The organism is Prauserella flavalba (assembly GCF_003202235.1).
Taxonomy (GTDB): Bacteria; Actinomycetota; Actinomycetes; order Mycobacteriales; family Pseudonocardiaceae; genus Prauserella_A; species Prauserella_A flavalba.
Window position 1 is genome coordinate 415,763 of sequence record NZ_MASU01000002.1, and the last position, 17,867, is coordinate 433,629.

Consider the following 17,867-nt stretch of genomic DNA (forward strand, 5'->3'; position numbering starts at 1 on the left):
ATGCGGCAAGGCGTGCGCGCGATGGCGGGGCGGCTCAGCTGGGGCCTGGGTGACCAGGCCGTGTCGAGCCTGTCGAATTTCGCGGTCGGCATCGTCGTCGCACGCGGCCTCGGCGCCACGGGCTTCGGTGTGTTCACGCTCGCGTGGGTGACCTACGGCGTGCTGCTCAACGTCTCCCGCGGGCTCGCGACCGACCCGCTCGTGGTGCGCTTCAGCGGCGCGGCGGACGAGCGCTGGCGCGCCGCGGTCGCGCGCTCGTCGGGCACGGCGATGCTGATCGGTCTCGCCTCGGGCGCGCTGAGCGTGCTCGCGGGGCTCGCACTCGGCGGTGAGGTCGGCTGGGCGTTCCTCGGGCTCGGCGTGGTCCTGCCAGGTCTGCTGGTGCAGGACTCGTGGCGGTACGCGTTCTTCGCCTCGGGACAGGGGCACCGGGCGTTCCTCAACGACATCGTCTGGGCCGCGGCGATGGTGCCCGCGCTGCTCTTCGCCGCCCGGTCGGGCAGTGTGTTCGCCTTCGTGCTCGCGTGGGGCCTCTCCGCCGCGCTCGCCGCGGCCTTCGGCGCGCTCCAGTCCGGGGTGCTGCCCCGCGCGGCCGGGGTGCGGGAATGGGTGTCGCACCACCGCGACCTCGGCTCGCGCTACCTCGTCGAGAACGTCAGCAACAGCGGCGCCTCGCAGCTGCGGTCGTACGGCCTCGGCGCGATCGCCGGCCTGTCCGCCGTCGGCGCCATCCGCGGCGGTGAGCTGCTGCTCGCGCCGTTCCTCGCGCTGCTCATGGGCGTGAGCCTCGTGGCCGTCCCCGAGGCGGCACGGGTGCTCAAGCGTGCCCCCGCCCGGCTGCCGACGTTCTGCCTCGTGCTCGGCGGAGGGCAGGCCGCCGCGGCGCTGGTGTGGGGCCTCGGGATCCTGTTCTTCCTGCCCGACTCCGTGGGCACGCTCGTGCTCGGCTCCGTGTGGGGACCCGCCCAGGAGCTGATCCTGCCGATCACGCTCTCGGTCACCGCCGCGGGCGTGATCGCCGGTGCGACGGCGGGCCTGCGCGCACTCGGAGCGGCGAAGCTCAGCCTGCGGGCCCAGCTGTTCGCCTCCGCGGGCTACCTCGGCGGCGGGCTCGCCGGTGCCGCGCTCGCCGGTGCCGTCGGCGCGAGCTGGGGTTCCGCGATCGCGATGTGGTGCGGGGCCGTCGTCTGGTGGTGGCAGCTGCGCGTGGGCTTCCGCGCACGTACCGGGACCGAGGCGGTGGGTGTCCGATGAGCAGAGCGCCACGGGTCGGGTTCTTCGGGCTGCTGGGCTCGGGCAACCTCGGCAACGACGGATCCTTCGAGGCCGTGCTGAACTTCCTGCGCTCCGAGCACCCGGACGCCCGCATCGACGCGTTCTGCGCGGGCCCGGATGTGGTGCGCGCCCGCTACGGCATCGCGGCGACCCGGCTGAACTGGTACCGGGCGGAGTACCAGACGGCCTCCGGTGTGCGCTCGATCGTGCTCAAGGCGTTCGGCAAGGTCGTGGACGCCTTCCGCACCGCGGCGTGGGTGCGCAGGCAGGACGTGGTGATCGTGCCCGGCATGGGCGTGCTGGAGGCGACACTGCCGCTGCGCCCGTGGGGCCTGCCGTACTCGCTGCTGCTGCTCACCCTCTCGGGCAGGGTCCTCGGCACGAAGGTCGCGCTCGTGAGCGTCGGCGCCGCCGTGATCGAGCGGAGGGCCACGCGCACGCTCACCACGTGGGCGGCCCGGCTCGCGACGTACCGTTCGTACCGCGACGAGCTGTCCCGCGACGCGATGCGCCGCATGGGCGTCGACACCAGCGACGACGAGGTCTACCCGGACCTCGCGTTCGCATTGCCTGTTCCCGAGGCGCCCTCGTCGCGCGCGGTCGGCGTCGGCGTGATGGCCTACCACGGCGGCAACGACGATCGCGCCCGCGCCGAGGAGATCCACGCTCGCTACGTGGGTGAACTGAAGCGGTTCGTCAAGCAGCTCGTCGCCGACGGTCGTCAGGTACGCCTGTTCGTCGGCGACGACGCCGACCAGGTGGTGGTGGACAGGCTCGTGGCCGACGGCGTCACGGCCGCCCGTACGTCCACATTGGAGGAGCTGATGCGGGAGATGGCGGCCGTCGACACCGTGGTGGCCACCCGCTACCACAACGTGCTGTGCGCGCTGAAGCTCGGCAAGCCGACGATCTCGCTCGGCTACGCAGCCAAGAACGACGTGCTCATGGCGAGCATGGGCCTCGGCGAGTTCTGCCAGCAGGCGCGGTCGGTGGACGTCGACCGCCTGCTCGCGCAGTTCCGGGAGCTGGAGCGCCGCCGGGCCGAGCTGGTCGCCACGCTCGCCGAACGCAACCGGCTCCAGTCCGAACGCCTGCGCAAGCAGTTCGACCGCCTTTCCAGGGAGATCCGATGAAGGCCATCCCCGTCCCCGCCATCGCGGGCGCCTACCTGTTCGAGCCGACACCGCACGTCGACACGCGCGGGTTCTTCTCCCGCACGTTCGACCGGGAGGTGGTGCGTTCGGTCGGCATCGACCCCGACGGCTTCGCGCAGGACAGCCTCTCCCGCTCGGCCAAGGGCGTGATCCGGGGCATGCACCTGCGCTCGGGCCGGGGCGAGGCGAAGCTGGTGCGCTGCTCCTACGGTGAGGTGTTCGACGTGGTCGTGGACCTGCGGCCCGGTTCGCCGACCTTCCGCAATCTGGAGTTCTTCCAGCTCTCCGGAGACACGCAGGTGACCGTATACGTGCCCGCGGGCTGCGCGCACGGCTTCCAGGCGCTGACCGAACCCGCCGACGTGTCCTACCGCATCGACCGGCCCCACGATCCCGCCGAGGACGTCGCGATCGCGTACGACGACCCGGAACTGGCCATTCCGTGGCCGCTGCCACCCACCCTGCTGTCGGACCGGGACAGGCTGGCCCCCTCGCTCGCCGACGCACTCCGGATGCGGAGGTAACCGACATGCACATCGAACGGACGCTGCCCCGTTCCCGTGTGGCCAACGAGCGGCTGCACCAGCTGGTCCCCGGTGGCGCGCACACCTACGCCAAGGGCGACGACCAGTACCCCGAGGGCCTCGCGCCCGTGATCTCGCACGGCGTCGGCGCACACGTGTGGGACGTCGACGGCAACCGCTACATCGAGTACGGCTCGGGCCTGCGCTCAGTGAGCCTCGGCCACGCGCATCCCCGCGTCACCGAGGCCGCGCGGCGGGAGCTCGACCGGGGCTCCAACTTCGTCCGGCCCGGCATCCTCGAACTCGAGGCGGCGGAACGGTTCCTGACCACGGTGCCCACGGCGGAGATGGTGAAGTTCGCGAAGAACGGCTCCGACGTCACCACCGCCGCCGTGCGGCTCGCGCGCGCCGCCACCGGCCGACAGTTCGTGGCCGTCTGCGCCGACCAGCCGTTCTTCTCCACCGACGACTGGTTCATCGCCACCACCGCGATGGACGCGGGCATCCCCGCGCGGACGACCGGCCTCACGGTGACGTTCCCGTACGGCGACCTCGACGCGACGGAGGAGCTGCTACGGCGGCACGACGGGCAGATCGCGTGTCTCATGCTGGAGGCGGCCTCGGGGCAGCTGGAACCTTCGCCGGGGTATCTCGAAGGGCTGCGCTCGCTCGCCGACACCTACGGCTGCGTGTTGATCTTCGACGAGATGATCACCGGGTTCCGCTGGTCGGAGGCCGGGGCGCAGGGCCTCTACGGCGTGGCTCCCGACCTGTCGACGTTCGGCAAGGCCCTCGGCAACGGCTTCGCCGTGTCCGCGCTCGCGGGCAAGCGCGAGCTGATGGAGCTCGGCGGGCTGCGAGGCAGGGGCGACCGCGTCTTCCTCCTCTCCACCACACACGGCGCCGAGACGCACTCGCTCGCCGCCGCGATGGCCGTGCTGGAGACCTACACCGAGGAGGGCATCACCGCGCGCCTGCACGACCTCGGCGAGCGGCTGGCCGCTGGGGTGCGCGAGGTGGCCGACGGCATGGGCGTCGGCGACCACGTCCTCGTCCGCGGCCGCGCGAGCAACCTGGTGTTCGCGACGCTGGACGAGCACGGCAGGCCCTCGCAGCAGTACCGGACCCTGTTCCTGCGTCAGCTCGTGTCCGGCGGCGTGCTCGGCCCTTCGTTCGTGGTGAGCAGCGCGTTGTCCAACGAGGACATCGAGCGGACCGTCGAGGTCGTGGCGCAGGCGTGCGCCGTGTACCGCAAGGCCCTCGACGCGCAGGATCCCACGGCGTGGATGGGCGGGCGCTCGGTCAAACCGGTGTTCCGCCGCCGGGCCTGATCCGCGCGGAGACGGCATCGATCGCCACGGCCAGCACGGGCACAAGCACGAAGGCCGTGGCGAAGCCGCCGAGCGTGTCCGTGGCGTAGTGGGCGTCCAGCGACGTCTGCGCCCACGCCATCTCCGCGCCGCCCAGCAGCGCCGTTCCCGTGACGACGGCGAGAGCCGCCCGGCCGCCGACGCGGAAGACGTCCACCACGAGCAGCCCGAACACGATGCCGATCGCGGTGGCGAACGCGGTGTGCCCACTGGGGTAGGACAGGTGGTCGCCGTTGATCGTGCGGTCGAAGACGTCCTTCAGGGGCGTGGTGGCGAACGCGGGCACGAGACAGGCGACGGTGAGAATCGCGAGCCGGAACCTCCGCAGTGCCAGGCACATTCCGGCCAGCACCGCGACGAGGATCGCGGCGCCGACGGGTTCGCCGCCGAAGTCGACCATGAGCGCGACCTCGTGTCTCACCCCGGTCGGTGCACCGACCACGGACTCGACCCACGCGTCCACGCCGCTCGCGCTCGACTCGCCGGCGTGGAGCACGCCGAGCAGGAGCACCACGAGCACCCCGGCTCCCGCGGCCACGCCGAGGGGAAGCCGCAGCCGCCTCGGCAGGGCGAGTCCGGCGTCCTCGCTCACTCGTTCCGTGTGCACACCACTAAGTCGGCGTTGCCGGATCGTTCGTTTCGAGGGCAGCCGTTCGGCGTAACGATCTTGCCTCCCAACGCGAATCCACTATGGAACCGCGGAGGAGGGGGACCCCATGCGCCTGCGATCCGCAGAGCTGTCCACGCGAACCATCGGTGACGAGACGATCGTGCTCAGCCTGGCCACCTCCCGGTACTTCGCGATCACCGGGGTCGGCACACGGCTGTTCGAGCTCCTGGCGGAGGAGACGTCGGTCGACGCGCTGGTGGGCACGATCGTCGCCGAGTACGACGTTGACGACGCGACCGCGCGGCGGGACGTCGAGGCGTTCGTCGAACGGCTGCGCGATGCCCGGCTCCTGCACTGACGACCGGCGCACGGTGCTGCCGAGGCTCTCGGCGCGGGAGATCGCGCTCGGGTGCCCGGTCGGCTCCGTGCCGCTGCTGCTCGCGAGGGCCGCGCGGGTCGATCCGGATCCGGTGCGCGCGTTGCGTGACGCCGTGCGGCCCGCGCTGCTGCGTCCCCCGTGCGTCGTGGCCTTCTCTGGCGGAAGGGACTCCTCGCTGCTGCTGGCCGTCGCCGCCGACCTCGCCGCGCGCGAGGGCCTACCCGCTCCGATCGCGGTGACGTTCCGCTATCCCGGCGATCCCGCCGCAGACGAGACGTCGTGGCAGGAGAAGTTGCTGGCGCACCTTGGTTCGCGGATCGAATGGATCCGCCGTGACATCAACGGTGAGCTCGACGTGCTCGGCCCACTCACGGCGCCGGTGCTGCGCGCGCACGGCGCGCCGGTGTATCCCGCCGCGCTCGGCAACACGGTGCTGCTCGCGCGGTACGCGCGCGGCGGCAGCCTCGTGACCGGCAACGGCGGCGACGAAGTGCTCGGCGGGCATCGTGCCGCGGTGCTGAGGGCCGTGGTGCGCAGGCGTGGCCGTGGGCTGACCGGTGCCGACTGGCGGCTCGCGGCGACCTGTGCGGCACCCGCCTCGGTGCGCAGGCACCGGGCCCGCCGGGTGCTCGGCGACGCGCCGTGGCTGCGCCCGGCGGTGCGCAGGGAGCTGGGTGTGGACGGCGCCGCGCGGCCGTTGCGTTTCGACCGCAGCGTGTGGTCGGCCCTGGCGCCCCGCGCCGTGGTGGTCGGCAGGCGCACGCGGGCCGCCGTTGCCCGCGAATACGACTGCGCTCTCGTGGAACCGCTGGGGGCGGCCGGCTTCGTCGCGTCCTATGCGGCCTTCGGCGGGCCGTGGGGCGGGCTGACGCGCGCGGAGGGGACCCGGCTGCTGGCCGGCGAGCTGCTGCCTGCCGAGGTGGTCTCGCGGCGGGACAAGGCGTACTTCAACGCGTCGCGGTTCGGTGCCGTGTCGCGTGCGTTCGCGCGGGAATGGGACGGCGGTGGGGTCGATGCCGGCCTCGTCGATCCGGACGCGCTGCGCGCGGCGTGGCTGGCGGACGTCCCGCCCGCGTCCACGGCGCTGCTGCTGCAGCAGGCGTGGCTGGCGAGCACGGAGGAGCGATGAGCGTGCGCGGGGTGGTGCGGTTCGCGGCTGAGGTGCCGCGTGCGGTCGTGACGTTGGCGCGGATCGAACGGAGCCTGCGCAGCGAGGACCTGCCGTCGACGTGCCGCCGGCTCGGCGTCGGCTGGGACCTCGACAGCGCGGCCCCGCCCGCGAGCCAACGGGCCGTGCTGCCGAGACGCACGCGTCCGGCCGTCGTCGCGTCGAGGCTCGTCGCCGCGTGCTGGCCCGCGGGCGACACGTGCCTGCGCCGGTGCCTGCTGATCGGGCACCGCCTGCGCGAACTGGGCCCGGTGCTGCGGATCGGCGTGCGGCGCGAGGACGGCGCGTTCTTCGCGCACTCGTGGCTGGAGATCGGCGGCCGCTCGCTCGACCCCGGCGCGTCGGCGTTCGCGACCCTCGGCGCGGCGGGGCGGTGAGCGGCGTGGCGTACCGGTACCGGGCGCACGGCCTGGGGATCGTGAGCGACGTGGAACTCCCCCTGCCGCCCGGCGACGGGGCGTCCGACGTGACCCTTCGGCTCGGCGGGGCGGTGGACGTTCCGCACCGTCGGCCGGATGGCACGCCGCTCGCGGAGCTGTCGCGTGAGGGCGGGCGGCTGTTCTACGCGCTCGCGCGCGCGGGCGAGCGGACGGTTTTGCGCTACCCGGAGCTGGCCGAGTTCACCGGCGACGCGGACCTCGCGGACGTCACCGCGCATCCGCACCGCGGAGCCGATCCGGGCCTGCTGCCCGTGCTGGCGTCGGGCACGCTCCTGGCGGTGCACCTGCTGCTGCGGCGGCACCTCGTGCTGCACGCGAGCGCCGTGGAGGCCGAGGGGCGGGCCCTCGCGTTCGTCGGCGCGTCGGGCATGGGCAAGTCGACGCTCGCCGCCGCGCTCTGCGGAGCCGGGTGCGGGCTGGTGGCGGACGACGTGCTGCGGGTCGACCCGGCCGGTGCGGATGGGTTCGTGGTGCATCCGGGAAGCACCGAGAGCCGGCTGCGCCCGAACGCGCGGCAACTGGCCGACTCGGCGCCGTCGAGCGCGGTGCGCCCCACCGCGGACGGCAGGCTGGCGCTGCGGCCGGGCACCCATGCGGATGGGCCACTGCCGCTCACGGCGTGCGTCGTACCCCGGCCGAGCCGCGAGGCCGCCGACGTCGTGCTGCGCCGCGTACCCCCTTCGAGGGCACTGTTGTGGCTGTGCCGGTTCCCGCGCGTGCTCGGGTGGTCGGACCCCTCCTCGCTGGGGCACACCTTTCAGGCGCTCGGTGACCTCGTCGAACGCGTACCCCTCTTCGAGGCGACCGTCCCGTGGGGCCCGCCGTTCCGCCCGGAGATCCCGGCGCGCCTACTGGAGGCCCTGGCGGAACCGGCAAGGGTCTAACCGCCCGCGAGTCGTACCTTCCCGCGCGCGAGTCGTGCACTCAGGACCGCGAGTCGTGCACTCAGGACGCCGAGTTGTGCACTCAGGGCGCCGAGTTGTGCGTTCGGGCGCGCGCGAGTCCCCCTTCCGGCACGCGAGTTCCCAGCTCCGGCCGAGTCGGGAACGCACAACTCGCGGTCGGGAGCGCGCAACTCGCGGTCGGGAGTGCACGACTCGCGGTCGGGAGTGCACGACTCGCGGTCGGGAGTGCACGACTCGCGGTCAGCGGTAGGCCGCCGATTGGAGGGTGTACAGCTCGGCGTACTGGCCTGCCCGCGACATGAGCTCGTCGTGGGTGCCGCATTCGACGACCCGGCCACCATCGAGAACGTAGATGCGGTCGGCGAGGCGCGTGCTGGAGAAGCGGTGCGAGATGAGCAGGGCCGCGCGGCCCCCGAGCATGGCCCGCACGTCGGCGAACAGCTCGTACTCGGCACGCGGGTCGAGGGACGCGGCGGGCTCGTCGAGCACCACAAGCCCCGTGTCGCGGTACAACGCCCTCGCCAGCGCCACCCGCTGCCACTGCCCACCCGAAAGGTCCACACCCTCGTCGAGGTCGCGGCCGAGCATCGTGTCGAGCCCGTCGGGCAGCTCGCGCGTCGCCGCGAGCAGGCCCGCGCGCTTGGCGGCGTCCTCGACGTCGCTCTCGTCGTGGTACTCGTCGCTGATCACGATGTTGTCGCGCAGGGTCAGTTGGTAGCGCACGAAGTCCTGGAAGATCACCGTCACCGAGGCCCGCACGTCGGCGGCGGGCACGACGGCGCCGTCCCACCGCCGCGAGCCCGTGTCCGGCGCGTACAGCCCGGCCGCGATCTTGGCGAGCGTGGTCTTGCCGGAGCCGTTCTCGCCGACCAGCGCCACCACCTCGCCCGCGCCGATCCGGATGTCGACGCCGTCCACCGCGGGCCGCTCCTGCCCGGGGTAGCGGAACGTGACGTCACACAGGGCGACCCCCTCGGTGAGCGCCCGCTTGCGCCCGCGCGCCTCGGCCGGCGGCACCGAGGCCACGAACCGTTCGAGATCGGCGAGGAACGGGGCCGACTCGAACAGGCCACCGATGGCCGTGAACAGCGTGCTGAGCTGCCCGGACAGCAGCCGCACGGCGATCGCGGCGGCACCGGCCTCCGCCAACCCGATCCGGCCCTGCCGGACGAGCGCGACGATCGCGAGCAGCGCCCCCGTCAACGCCGCCGCGACCCCGAGCGTGGTCAGCGCGGCGATGAGCTGCCGGTGCCGCACCTGTTTGCGCAGGCCGGCGTTCACGTCGCGGTTGAGTTCCTCGTGCTTCTCCCGCAGCCTGCCGGTCGAGTCGAACGCGCGCAGCTCAGCGGCGTAGGGCCGCTGCGTGAGCAGTTGCCGCAGGTAGTTGCGCCGCCGGGCCAACGGCGTGAGCCGGTGGGCGAACGTGAACTCCGTGCGGCTCGCCCAGCGCGAGAGCAGCACCGCGGGCAGCCCGGCAGCGAGCAGGATCGGCACCAGCAGCGGCTCGACGCCGATCAGCACCGCCGACAACGTCACCACGCCGAGCAGGCCGCCGGTGAGCCCGAGCAGGGAGGTCGTGACGGCGAACGGTCTGGTCAGCGCGTTCTGCTGGATCCGCTCGAGTGAGGTCGCGAAGCCGGACGACTCGTAGGTCACCAGGTCGGCGCGCGCGGTGGTGTCGAGCACCCGGTCCCACACCCGCTGCGACACCCGCTCGCCGAGCAGCCGGTGCTGCTGCGTCTGGAGTGGACCGACCGAACCGGACAGCGCGGTCGCGAGCGCGAGCAACAGCAGCGACGGGGTGATCCCGAGCGCGGCCTGTTCGGGCTGAAGCAGCGCGTCGAAGGTGAGCTTGCCGGCGGCGACGACACCGAGCGCCGCGGTGGCGCCGATGATCTGATACACCGAGGCGACCATTGTCCCCAGTGGATCGGCTCGGCGGACCTCACGCGCGGCGGCCGCGATCAGCCGCGGGGTGTTCACCGAGGCTCTGGCCACTCTTCGCAGGCGCACCAGCAGATTTTATCCGCGGCGAGGGAGAAAACCGAGTCGTGCACAATACCTCAGCGGTACCGGTTTCGTTGCCGAGTGGACACGTTATCCGTCCAGGCGTAACGAATGCGCCGAAAGTACGAATGGTCTGCTAGGCGCGGTGGTTCGCCTGTTTTGCCGTGGTTCCAGTTGTTCGGAAAGGGTGTGCGGAATGAAAGAAATTTACACCGCTCCCGTGCTCGAGGAGCTCGGTTCGGTCGCCGAGATCACGCTCGGACAGTCGCAGGGAAGCCGGCTCGACGCCGACTTCGCGGCGGGCACCATCTTCGGTGACCTGACCTTCTCCTGAGAAGTTCTGCCACGTCGACACACGGAGAGGAGGTGCACCCATGCGCCAGCCGTACCAACCACCCGAGCTCACCACTCTGGGGACGGTTATGGAGATGACGCAGTCCGCTATCGGCGGGGACAACGCGGACAACCTGTCCTGGCTTCCGATCCTCGGGCCGATTTTCGGCGACGACACATTCTCCTGACGGATCAGCCACGGGGTCGAGAGAATCGCCAGCGGCCCCGTGGCCCGTTGGCGCGTCACGAATTCGTGAGAATGCCCGAAAGAAAGGTGCTCCGTGGGCAACCTGTACACAATGGACGAGCTGGAGATCGCGGGCGGCTGGGTCAACGGTTACGAGCGGGTGCCGCTGCCGGAGCCGCCGTACGGCTCGCCGAGGCAGGTGCTCGACCGGATCCTGCTGCCGCACCTGACCCGCTCGCCCTGCCTGGTCGCGTTCTCCGGAGGCAGGGACTCGTCCGTGCTGCTCGCCGCGGCGGTCCACGCCGCGCGCCGCGAGGGCCTGCCGTTGCCGGTGCCGGTGACCCTGACCTACCCGAACGCGCCCGCGACCGACGAGGGCCAGTGGCAGCAGGCCGTGCTGGACCACCTTGGCATGGACGAGCGCGTGATCCTCTCCGTGCTGGACGAGCACGACCCGATCGGCCCCGTGGCCGCGCCGCTGCTGCGCGAGCACGGTCTACTGTGGCCGCCCAACATCGCGCCGACCTGGCGCATGATGAACCTCGCCCGCGGCGGGGTGCTGCTCACCGGAGAGAGCGGCGACGAGGTGTTCGGCCTCAAGCGCATCACGCCGCTGACGAAGGTCCTCAAGGCCAGGGGCAAGGTGCGCCCGCGGGTCTACCCGTACGTGGCGAGGGCGTTGGCCCCGGCGGTGGTGCGCAGGCGCTGGGCGCTACGTCACCACTATCGGCGGCCGTGGCTGCGGCACGACGTCGCGCGCCTGCTCGCCCGCAGGGATGCCGACGACGTCGCCGCTTCGTCGCTGCACGCGGGGCAGCACGCCTGGCAGTTCGCGACGCGCCGGAGCGTGCGCCGCGCCTACGAGACCGTGCGTACGCTCGGGGAGACGATCGGCGTCGAGTACGTGCAGACGTTCGGCGAGCTGGAGCTCGTCGCCGCGGTGCGCGAGACGGCCGGGTTCTGGGGCTGGAGCGGCCGCACCGACGCGATGCGTTCGCTGTTCGGCGACCTGCTGCCGCGCACGGTCCTGGAGCGCGACAGCAAGGCCGCGTTCGCCTCGGCGCTGTTCACCACCCACACGCGCGAGTTCGCCGGGAACTGGACCGGTGAGGGCGTCGACGCCGAGCTGGTGGACCCCGGCGTGCTGCGGCGGCTGTGGCTGTCCGACACGCCCTCGGCGCCGTCGATGACGCTGCTGCAGCAGGCGTGGCTGTCCACTCAGGACCGGGCCGCCCGGCCCCTGCGCACCTCGCGCACGGCGTAGCCGAACCGGCTCAGCGCCGAGCGGTGCCTGCCCGCGACGTACTCCGCGTCGGGCAGCAGCAGCGCCCGCACGTACGCGGCCCGGTCGCGCCACGGCAGGACCCGCACCGTGGCGAGCGCCTGCGCGGCGAACGTCTTGTTCGCGTGGGTGTGCAGTGCGAGCCACGACACCTCGCGCCTGCTCGGCACGTAGCCGGGTGCCCACCGCGTCAGCTTCCCGTCGGCGGGCAGGCCGAGCAGGCGCGTGCAGTCGGCGACCGCGGCGGCGACGATCGCCTCGATTCCCCACTCGCGCGCGATGCCGAGGATCGCCACGCCGTCGCTGTCGGCCCAGCGCAGCATCTCGGCGATGTCGCGCAGCGAGCCGAGCCGCAGGGGCCAGTCGCCGAGCGCGGCGTGGTAGCAGGCGTGCAGGAAGCGGTTGCGGCGCGAGAGCGCGCGCAGCGGATGACCGCCGAGCTCGAACGCCTCGCCGTCGTCCCATAGCGAATCCAGTCGCACCAGCCTGCCCCACGGCCCGAGCACGAAGGTGCGGTGCAGGTCGAGCTCGTACCCGGCGGCGTGCCGCAGTGTGGTGCCTTTGTCGAAGCGGCGGTCGAACCCGGGCGACGGCTCGGCCAGCGTCCGCGTGAGGCCCGTCGTGCCGAGCGTGGTGACCGTGCGCTCGAAGTCGGCGGCCCGCACGAGCACGTCGAGGTCGATGAACCAACGCAGCGCGGGCTCGCGGTAGTCGAGGCGCGCGACCGCGCTGCCCTTGAGCACCCTCGTGTCGATGCCCGCGTCGCCGAGCAGGCGTACCAGCGCCAGCAGCGCCTGCTCCAGCGACAACACGCGCAGCAGGCCCGCGCGGTGGACGGCGCGCACGTCGGCGGCCTGCCGATCGTGCGCGGGCAGATCGCCCTCGTCGACGGCCTTGCGCAGCTGGCCGAGCACGCGGTGGGTGCGGGCGGCGGCCAGCAGCGCGGTCCACGCCTCGGCACCGAGCGGCTCGGTGGGGAAGGCACGCGTGGCGCCGGGCAGACCGTGTGCGGCCACGGCGAGCAGCGCGGCCGGGTAGTGCTCCTCACCGCAGACCCGACGCGCCATCGCCTCAGTCCCTGCCCGTCCAGGCGATGCCGGTGCCGTCACCGGGGTGCCAGTGATCCTCCGGCTGCTCCTGGAAGTACAGGAACCGGCGGCCCGTCTTCTCGGCGTGCTCGATCAGCACGTCGGTCTCGGCCGCGTTGTCGGTGAGCAGCACCGCGTTCTCCGTGAGCTTGCCCTCCATGAGCGTGAACTCCGCGCGCTCGTGGTCGGGGCTGTGCCAGCTGTCGTGGATGAACAGATCGACGGGCTCGGTCAGCACCGGGATGGTCTCCAGCGAGTCGCCCCTTCGCACGTCCACGACCTCGCGGTACGGACCCTGGATCAGGTAGCCGGCGTCGGGGTTGATGTCGAGCGCGCTGAGCCTGCCGGGATGCCCCTCCCCGGCGTTGCGCAGCAGGGCCGAGGCGATGAGGCACGAGCCGAGGCCCTTGTCGATGCCCGACTCCACCACGTGCCGGGGCTTCAGCGCGCGCACCAGCGCGTACCAGCCGACCCTGCGGCCGTAGCGCACCACCTCGTCGGCGAGGCCACGCCGGTCACTCGTGGCGACCCCGCGGGCGATCAGCGCGCGCAGCGCGTCGTCGCCGTCCACCTCGTCGAGCCAGCCGCGGAAGGCGTTCACGTCCACACCGGTCACGGCCGAGAGGAACCACGCGAGGTGCTCCCGATTGCGGGGCGTGAGGTCGTAGGTGAAGTTGTGGTGCTCCCTGGACGTGAACAACCAGCGCGCGGACGTACCGACCACGTGCGCGTCGTGTCTCAGCACGCTCATCGCGCGAACCGGGAACGCCGCGACGGGGGCCAGCCTGCTGCGCGCGATCCGGCGGCTCAGCGCACTGGACTGGCTGAATGCACCTGTTCTCACTGTGGTTTCCGTTCTTCGAAATGCTTGCTGGTTATTCGGGTTCCCGTGCGCGGTCGTTACGGTCTCAGGGCGTCAGGGAATAGGTGCTGCCCTTGTCCTGGCCGAACGTGGTGGGACGGTTGTCGTCGGTGAACATGTCGGGCACGATCGGTGCAGGCGAGGTCCATTCCTCCCAGGACACCCGGCCACCGTTCGGTTTGCTGGGCTGGAAACCCGCGAACTGCCAGTCGCCGTAGTACTGGTTGTTCCGGAACACGTTGCCCTGCTGGAACGTGGCCCGCCACATCACCTCGTAGCCCGCGAACTCCGGATACGTCCCGTACCCTGCGAAAAGCCCGTTGAGCCCGCAGAAGTCGTTGCCGGCGCAGCCCGCGCCGACCGCGTTCTTGTCGATGCGGAAGACGTTGTTCTCCACCACGTTGTTCTCGGTCGACCATCGGCAGCGGTACTTGTCCCCGATGCTGTCCGGGATCTCGTCGTTGACGTCGGTCTCGCACTGCGCGTCGTCGTAGAGGTTCACCTTGATCGTGCAGAACGGCGGATGGGTGTGCGCCGACGAGCCGCAGTAGCGGTCGGCGCTCTCCCACAGTGTGACGCCGCCCCAGTTGTCCTCGAAGTTGTTGTGGCTGATCACGGTGGGCACGAACTTCAGCCCGTGCCCGCGCGGGCTGCCGTTCTCCGACACGTAGATCGCGCCGATCGGGAACGGGTCACCGCCCTGCTGGAACTCCCGGCCCGTCACGATGGCGTTGCGCTTGATGTTGTTGTAGCGCACGCGCGCGTCGTAACCTGCCTCCAGGAAGATGGCGTTGCCGTCGTTGTTGTCGATGTAGTTGTGCTCGATCACGAACCCGCGGTTGTTGTTGTCGAGCCACAACCCGGTGCCGCGGTTGTCGTGCACCCAGTTGTTGGTCACCGTGACGTTGTCGTTGATCCAGAACTTGACGCCGCCGGTGCACCCGCAGCCCTCGACCTTGCTCTCCCAGTCGGCGGTGTTGTTGCCGGTGATCTCGTTGTGGTCGAGGACGATGTCGCTCACCGGTTCGGCCTCGGTGCCGCAGCAGGCGTTGATGCCGTACTGGCCGTTGTCCTTGATGCAGTTGTAGCGGTAGGTGTTGCCGGGTGCGCCGATCATCAGCCCGGCGCCCTCGTTGTCGGTGATGGTGCTGTACTCGATGAGCCAGTTGGTGCCGTCGTTGTGGTTGACGACGCCCTCGTTCATGGGCGCGACGAAGTTGCGCACGGTCAGGTAGCGGATGGTGACGCGGTCGGCCTCGCCGGTGAAGGCGTAGCGGTTGATGCGCTTGCCGTCGAGGATCGCGCCGGGCGCACCGACGAACGTGCTGCCGCTGCCCGGGATGATCTGGCCGAACTCGTCGCGCGACAGCGTGTGCACGCCGGGGGCGAACCAGAACGTGGTGTTCTCCGCCTGCAGGTCGAGCTCCATCGAGCTGTTGTCGCCAGCGGGCACCACGACGGCGCCCTGCGGCGGCTCGGCGGGGCCCTTGCCGAGGATCTCCTGGTTGCCGCAGACGCGGGCGGGCGGTTCGGCGGGCCAGCCCCCGGCCGAGGGGTCGAGGTCCGAGCGCCCCTGCCCGCCGGGTCCACCGTTGCCCTCGCCGGTGTCGCGGCTGACCACGACGATGATCCCGACGACCACGAGTAGCAGCACGCCGGCCACGGCGAGCGCCTTGCGTTGCCTGAGGACGGTGTCGAGTCGCCGCATGGCCATGTTGCTCCGCTCGTTCAGGCTCGGTCGAAACTGTGGAGGGTTCGCCGCTCGACGGGTGGGGGCGTCAGCAACGCGGCCGCCACGACGAAGTGCAGCAGGTAGCCCGTCACGTCACCAAGCCCCACCTGCGTGTACGACGCGATGAGGCCGTAGACCACCAGGAACACGGCACACGCGCGGGAGGGCGACGGCGGCCGGGTCGCGATGCCGAACAGCAGCCCGAGCAGCATCAGCACCACGATGCTGATCCCGAGGATGCCCTGCTCGTGGTACACGGCGAGCCACGTGCTGTCGATCGGCAGGCCGCCGAAGGACTTGTCGGTGAGCCCGACGCCGAGTATCTGCTCGCGGACGGTGCGGTCCTCGGCCAGCAGCGCGTCCCACACGAACTGCCGCCCGGTGAGGTTGGAGAACGAACTGTCGTCCTGGCCGCGCTGGAACCACGCCGTGAACGCCGTGGAGAACACGACAGCCAGCACGGTCGCCCCCATCGTGATCACGGCGATCGTCTTGCGGGCGCGGGCGTTGGTCAGCGCCAGCGTCAGCCCGGCCACCGGAACGCCGGCGAGCAGGCCGACGGTCGCCGTGCGGGTGTGGGTGAGCAGCAGCAGGAACACCGCGGGCACGGCGATGAACAGGACGCTCTTGGCCGGGGTCGCGCGTGAGAGCCACAGCACGAGCGTCAGCCCGGCGACCACGGCCGCGTAGTCGGCCACCTGGGTCGCCGTGATCGGCCACAGGATGCCGACGAGGCGGCCGTCGAAGTCGGCGGGCAGCGCGGTGCCGGGGGAGAGCACGAGCCCGGCCGCCACCACGGCGAGCACGGCGGTCAGCGCGCGGATGTGGTGGCGCACGAACGAGAGGCTCCCGTCCCACCACCGCGTCAGCAGCCACAGCGTCGCGATGAACAGCGCGAGCCGGGCACAGCGGAACAACGCGCCCAAGCCGGAGTCGAGGAACAAGCTCGACACGACGCTGACCACCGCGAGCATGCTCAGCAGCAACAGGAACGCGTTCGGGCGGATGCGTAGTTTGCGATTGAGCAACAGGGCCAGCACGAAAGCGACACAGAGCGAGCCCATCGTGATCAGCTGCAGGACCCTGCGCGGGATCGGCACGAGCGTGTCGACGCCGAGCGAGCCCAGGGTGTTGATCACCAGCAGGCCCCAGATCAGCCCGATCAGCCAGGAAACGCCACGCTGGCCCGGAAAATCCGGTTCGGCCAGTGGGCGTGCGGTGCTCGTGGAGGCTGTCACGGTCGGCCTCCTCCGTTGGGCTCGTACGACCTAGGCCGCGTCTGCCAATCCGATCGCCTGCTGCGCGGAGCCAGCGCGGCGCGGCGCTGCGCTGCCGGCAAGCCCCAGTACGGCCCAGTACGAGGACTTGCCTCCGCCTTGCGCTGCATCCACGCTGATCTCCGCTCGCGACGGCAGAGGATTGTCAGACCCGACCTAGATGAAGTCGTCTCACCGCACCGCTCGTTACAGCGCGCGAGGGTGATCGCGTAACGGCTCACCGGCCACCGCCGACTCTGCCTGTGACACCCCGCAAGGGAATCTCCCTCTGTGCGGCGAAGGGATTGAGGACTCGTGAGTTCTGTTCCGCGGCTGAGCATCGGCCTACCCATCTACAACGGCGAGCGTTACCTGGCCGAGTCCCTCGACGCGCTGCTCGGGCAGACCTACGAGGACTTCGAGCTGATCATCTCCGACAACGCCTCCACCGACGGAACGGAGGAGATCTGCCGCGACTACGCCGCGCGGGACAGCCGGATCCGCTACCTCCGGCAGCGCACCAACATCGGAGCGTGCCCCAACCACAACGTCACCGTGCGCGAGGCCCGGGGCGAGCTGTTCAAGTGGGCCTCCCACGACGACCTCTACGGCGCGGACCTGCTGAAGGTGTGCGTCGAGGCCCTCGACGAGCACCCCGATGTGGTGCTCGCCCATTCGTACAAGGCGCTCATCGACGAGCGCGGCGCCGTGACGCGGCCCGTCGAGTACACGCTCACCACGGAGTCGCCGAGCGCACCCGAGCGGTTCCGGAGTGTCCTTTTCGGAGTCGGCGGGGACGACTTCTACGGCGTGATACGCACCGACGTGCTGCGCAGGACGCCGCTCAACGGCAGCTACCACCACTCCGACCGCACGATCATCGCCGAGCTTGCGTTGCTCGGCCGGTTCCACCAGGTGCCGGAGCTGCTGTTCTTCCGCCGCGACCATCCTGACCGCGCCGAGCGGGCGAAGCCGACCATTCGCGCCAGGTGCGCCAACATGGACCCGATCCGTGCCGACCGGCTGCGCCACCCGACCGTGCGGCTGCTCGCCGAATACGTGTGGGGGTTCGTGGACGCGATCCGCCGGACACCGCTCTCGCAAGCCGACCGCTGGAAGTGCTACGGGCACCTCGCGCAGTGGGCCGCGAGCCGCGTGCACATCGGCAGCGGCGAGCGGGCCGAGGACGCCGCGCCCGTGCGGCTCGACGTGCCCATCCTGGTGGAGACGATCGTGCCGGGGCAGCGGGAGCGTGCCCGCCGCCAGCCCGAGCCGTTGAGCTGAACCCGCCAAGT

The 17,867-nt window shown here is 71.4% G+C and carries 17 protein-coding genes; 11 read left to right on the forward strand and 6 right to left on the reverse strand.

Annotated elements, in window-relative coordinates; all coding sequences use genetic code 11:
* From BA062_RS04370 to BA062_RS04385, 4 genes are read left to right on the forward strand one after another with little or no spacing between them, the layout of a single operon-like run.
* Window positions 1-1,254, forward strand: a complete 1,254-nt coding sequence (locus BA062_RS04370; protein ID WP_110334709.1) for an MATE family efflux transporter — start codon at window positions 1-3, stop codon at window positions 1,252-1,254.
* A complete protein-coding gene (locus BA062_RS04375) occupies window positions 1,251-2,408 on the forward strand; it encodes a polysaccharide pyruvyl transferase family protein (protein WP_110334710.1) in 1,158 nt (385 codons plus the stop codon). The genes BA062_RS04370 and BA062_RS04375 overlap by 4 nt, the downstream gene beginning before the upstream one ends.
* Entirely contained in the window at window positions 2,405-2,953 is a 549-nt protein-coding gene (locus BA062_RS04380) for a dTDP-4-dehydrorhamnose 3,5-epimerase family protein (RefSeq protein ID WP_110334711.1), read from the forward strand. Before BA062_RS04375 ends, BA062_RS04380 begins: the two co-directional genes overlap by 4 nt.
* 11 nt (window positions 2,954-2,964) lie before the next feature.
* Complete coding sequence (locus BA062_RS04385) at window positions 2,965-4,284, forward strand: glutamate-1-semialdehyde 2,1-aminomutase (protein WP_210406774.1); 1,320 nt, start codon at window positions 2,965-2,967, stop codon at window positions 4,282-4,284.
* Here BA062_RS04385 and BA062_RS04390 read toward each other — a convergent pair.
* On the reverse strand, window positions 4,256-4,915 hold the full coding sequence (locus BA062_RS04390) for a phosphatase PAP2 family protein (protein WP_110334713.1): 660 nt from the start codon (window positions 4,913-4,915) through the stop codon (window positions 4,256-4,258). The genes BA062_RS04385 and BA062_RS04390 overlap by 29 nt on opposite strands.
* 124 nt (window positions 4,916-5,039) lie before the next feature.
* On the opposite strand from BA062_RS04390, the gene BA062_RS04395 reads away from it, so the two are divergent.
* From BA062_RS04395 to BA062_RS04410, 4 genes are read left to right on the forward strand one after another with little or no spacing between them, the layout of a single operon-like run.
* Window positions 5,040-5,291 carry a PqqD family protein gene (locus tag BA062_RS04395; protein WP_110334714.1) on the forward strand — a complete coding sequence of 84 codons (252 nt, stop codon included), beginning with the start codon at window positions 5,040-5,042 and terminating at the stop codon, window positions 5,289-5,291.
* Entirely contained in the window at window positions 5,272-6,441 is a 1,170-nt protein-coding gene (locus BA062_RS04400) for an asparagine synthase-related protein (RefSeq protein WP_110334715.1), read from the forward strand. The genes BA062_RS04395 and BA062_RS04400 overlap by 20 nt, the downstream gene beginning before the upstream one ends.
* Window positions 6,438-6,857 (forward strand): lasso peptide biosynthesis B2 protein, encoded by a 420-nt coding sequence (locus tag BA062_RS04405; protein WP_245959669.1) that lies wholly within the window; start codon window positions 6,438-6,440, stop codon window positions 6,855-6,857. The genes BA062_RS04400 and BA062_RS04405 overlap by 4 nt, the downstream gene beginning before the upstream one ends.
* 5 nt (window positions 6,858-6,862) lie before the next feature.
* On the forward strand, window positions 6,863-7,804 hold the full coding sequence (locus BA062_RS04410; RefSeq protein ID WP_110334716.1) for a hypothetical protein: 942 nt from the start codon (window positions 6,863-6,865) through the stop codon (window positions 7,802-7,804).
* A 261-nt stretch (window positions 7,805-8,065) separates the two neighbouring features.
* Here BA062_RS04410 and BA062_RS04420 read toward each other — a convergent pair whose 3' ends face one another.
* Complete coding sequence (locus BA062_RS04420; protein ID WP_110334717.1) at window positions 8,066-9,838, reverse strand: ABC transporter ATP-binding protein; 1,773 nt, start codon at window positions 9,836-9,838, stop codon at window positions 8,066-8,068.
* Window positions 9,839-10,028: 190 nt separating this feature from the next.
* Between BA062_RS04420 and BA062_RS04425 the strand changes: the two genes are divergently transcribed.
* Window positions 10,029-10,166 carry a lasso RiPP family leader peptide-containing protein gene (locus BA062_RS04425; RefSeq protein ID WP_110334718.1) on the forward strand — a complete coding sequence of 46 codons (138 nt, stop codon included), beginning with the start codon at window positions 10,029-10,031 and terminating at the stop codon, window positions 10,164-10,166.
* A gap of 280 nt (window positions 10,167-10,446) precedes the next feature.
* Window positions 10,447-11,616: an asparagine synthase-related protein gene (locus tag BA062_RS04430; RefSeq protein WP_245959670.1), complete on the forward strand. Its 1,170-nt coding sequence runs from the start codon at window positions 10,447-10,449 to the stop codon at window positions 11,614-11,616.
* Here the strand turns inward: BA062_RS04430 and BA062_RS04435 are convergent.
* The 4 genes from BA062_RS04435 to BA062_RS04450 form a co-directional block, all read right to left on the reverse strand.
* Window positions 11,571-12,701, reverse strand: a complete 1,131-nt coding sequence (locus tag BA062_RS04435) for a nucleotidyltransferase family protein (protein WP_110334720.1) — start codon at window positions 12,699-12,701, stop codon at window positions 11,571-11,573. The genes BA062_RS04430 and BA062_RS04435 overlap by 46 nt on opposite strands.
* 4 nt (window positions 12,702-12,705) lie before the next feature.
* Window positions 12,706-13,566 (reverse strand): class I SAM-dependent methyltransferase, encoded by an 861-nt coding sequence (locus tag BA062_RS04440; protein WP_210406758.1) that lies wholly within the window; start codon window positions 13,564-13,566, stop codon window positions 12,706-12,708.
* A gap of 64 nt (window positions 13,567-13,630) precedes the next feature.
* Entirely contained in the window at window positions 13,631-15,298 is a 1,668-nt protein-coding gene (locus tag BA062_RS04445; RefSeq protein WP_110334722.1) for a right-handed parallel beta-helix repeat-containing protein, read from the reverse strand.
* Between the two features lie 14 nt (window positions 15,299-15,312).
* Window positions 15,313-16,554, reverse strand: a complete 1,242-nt coding sequence (locus tag BA062_RS04450; RefSeq protein ID WP_245959671.1) for an O-antigen ligase family protein — start codon at window positions 16,552-16,554, stop codon at window positions 15,313-15,315.
* 333 nt (window positions 16,555-16,887) lie between these two features.
* On the opposite strand from BA062_RS04450, the gene BA062_RS04455 reads away from it, so the two are divergent.
* The gene (locus BA062_RS04455) at window positions 16,888-17,856 is read left to right on the forward strand and encodes a glycosyltransferase family 2 protein (protein WP_110334723.1); all 969 of its coding nucleotides are present in this window, start codon (window positions 16,888-16,890) and stop codon (window positions 17,854-17,856) included.
* Window positions 17,857-17,867 lie beyond the last annotated feature (11 nt).

Coding starts and splice junctions, on each gene's coding strand:
- BA062_RS04370 (WP_110334709.1), top strand. CDS start 1: ATGCGGCAAGGCGTGCGCGCGATGGCGGGGCGGCTCAGCTGGGGCCTG.
- BA062_RS04375 (WP_110334710.1), top strand. CDS start 1,251: ATGAGCAGAGCGCCACGGGTCGGGTTCTTCGGGCTGCTGGGCTCGGGC.
- BA062_RS04380 (WP_110334711.1), top strand. CDS start 2,405: ATGAAGGCCATCCCCGTCCCCGCCATCGCGGGCGCCTACCTGTTCGAG.
- BA062_RS04395 (WP_110334714.1), top strand. CDS start 5,040: ATGCGCCTGCGATCCGCAGAGCTGTCCACGCGAACCATCGGTGACGAG.
- BA062_RS04400 (WP_110334715.1), top strand. CDS start 5,272: ATGCCCGGCTCCTGCACTGACGACCGGCGCACGGTGCTGCCGAGGCTC.
- BA062_RS04405 (WP_245959669.1), top strand. CDS start 6,438: ATGAGCGTGCGCGGGGTGGTGCGGTTCGCGGCTGAGGTGCCGCGTGCG.
- BA062_RS04425 (WP_110334718.1), top strand. CDS start 10,029: ATGAAAGAAATTTACACCGCTCCCGTGCTCGAGGAGCTCGGTTCGGTC.
- BA062_RS04435 (WP_110334720.1), bottom strand. CDS start 12,701: ATGGCGCGTCGGGTCTGCGGTGAGGAGCACTACCCGGCCGCGCTGCTC.
- BA062_RS04445 (WP_110334722.1), bottom strand. CDS start 15,298: ATGGCCATGCGGCGACTCGACACCGTCCTCAGGCAACGCAAGGCGCTC.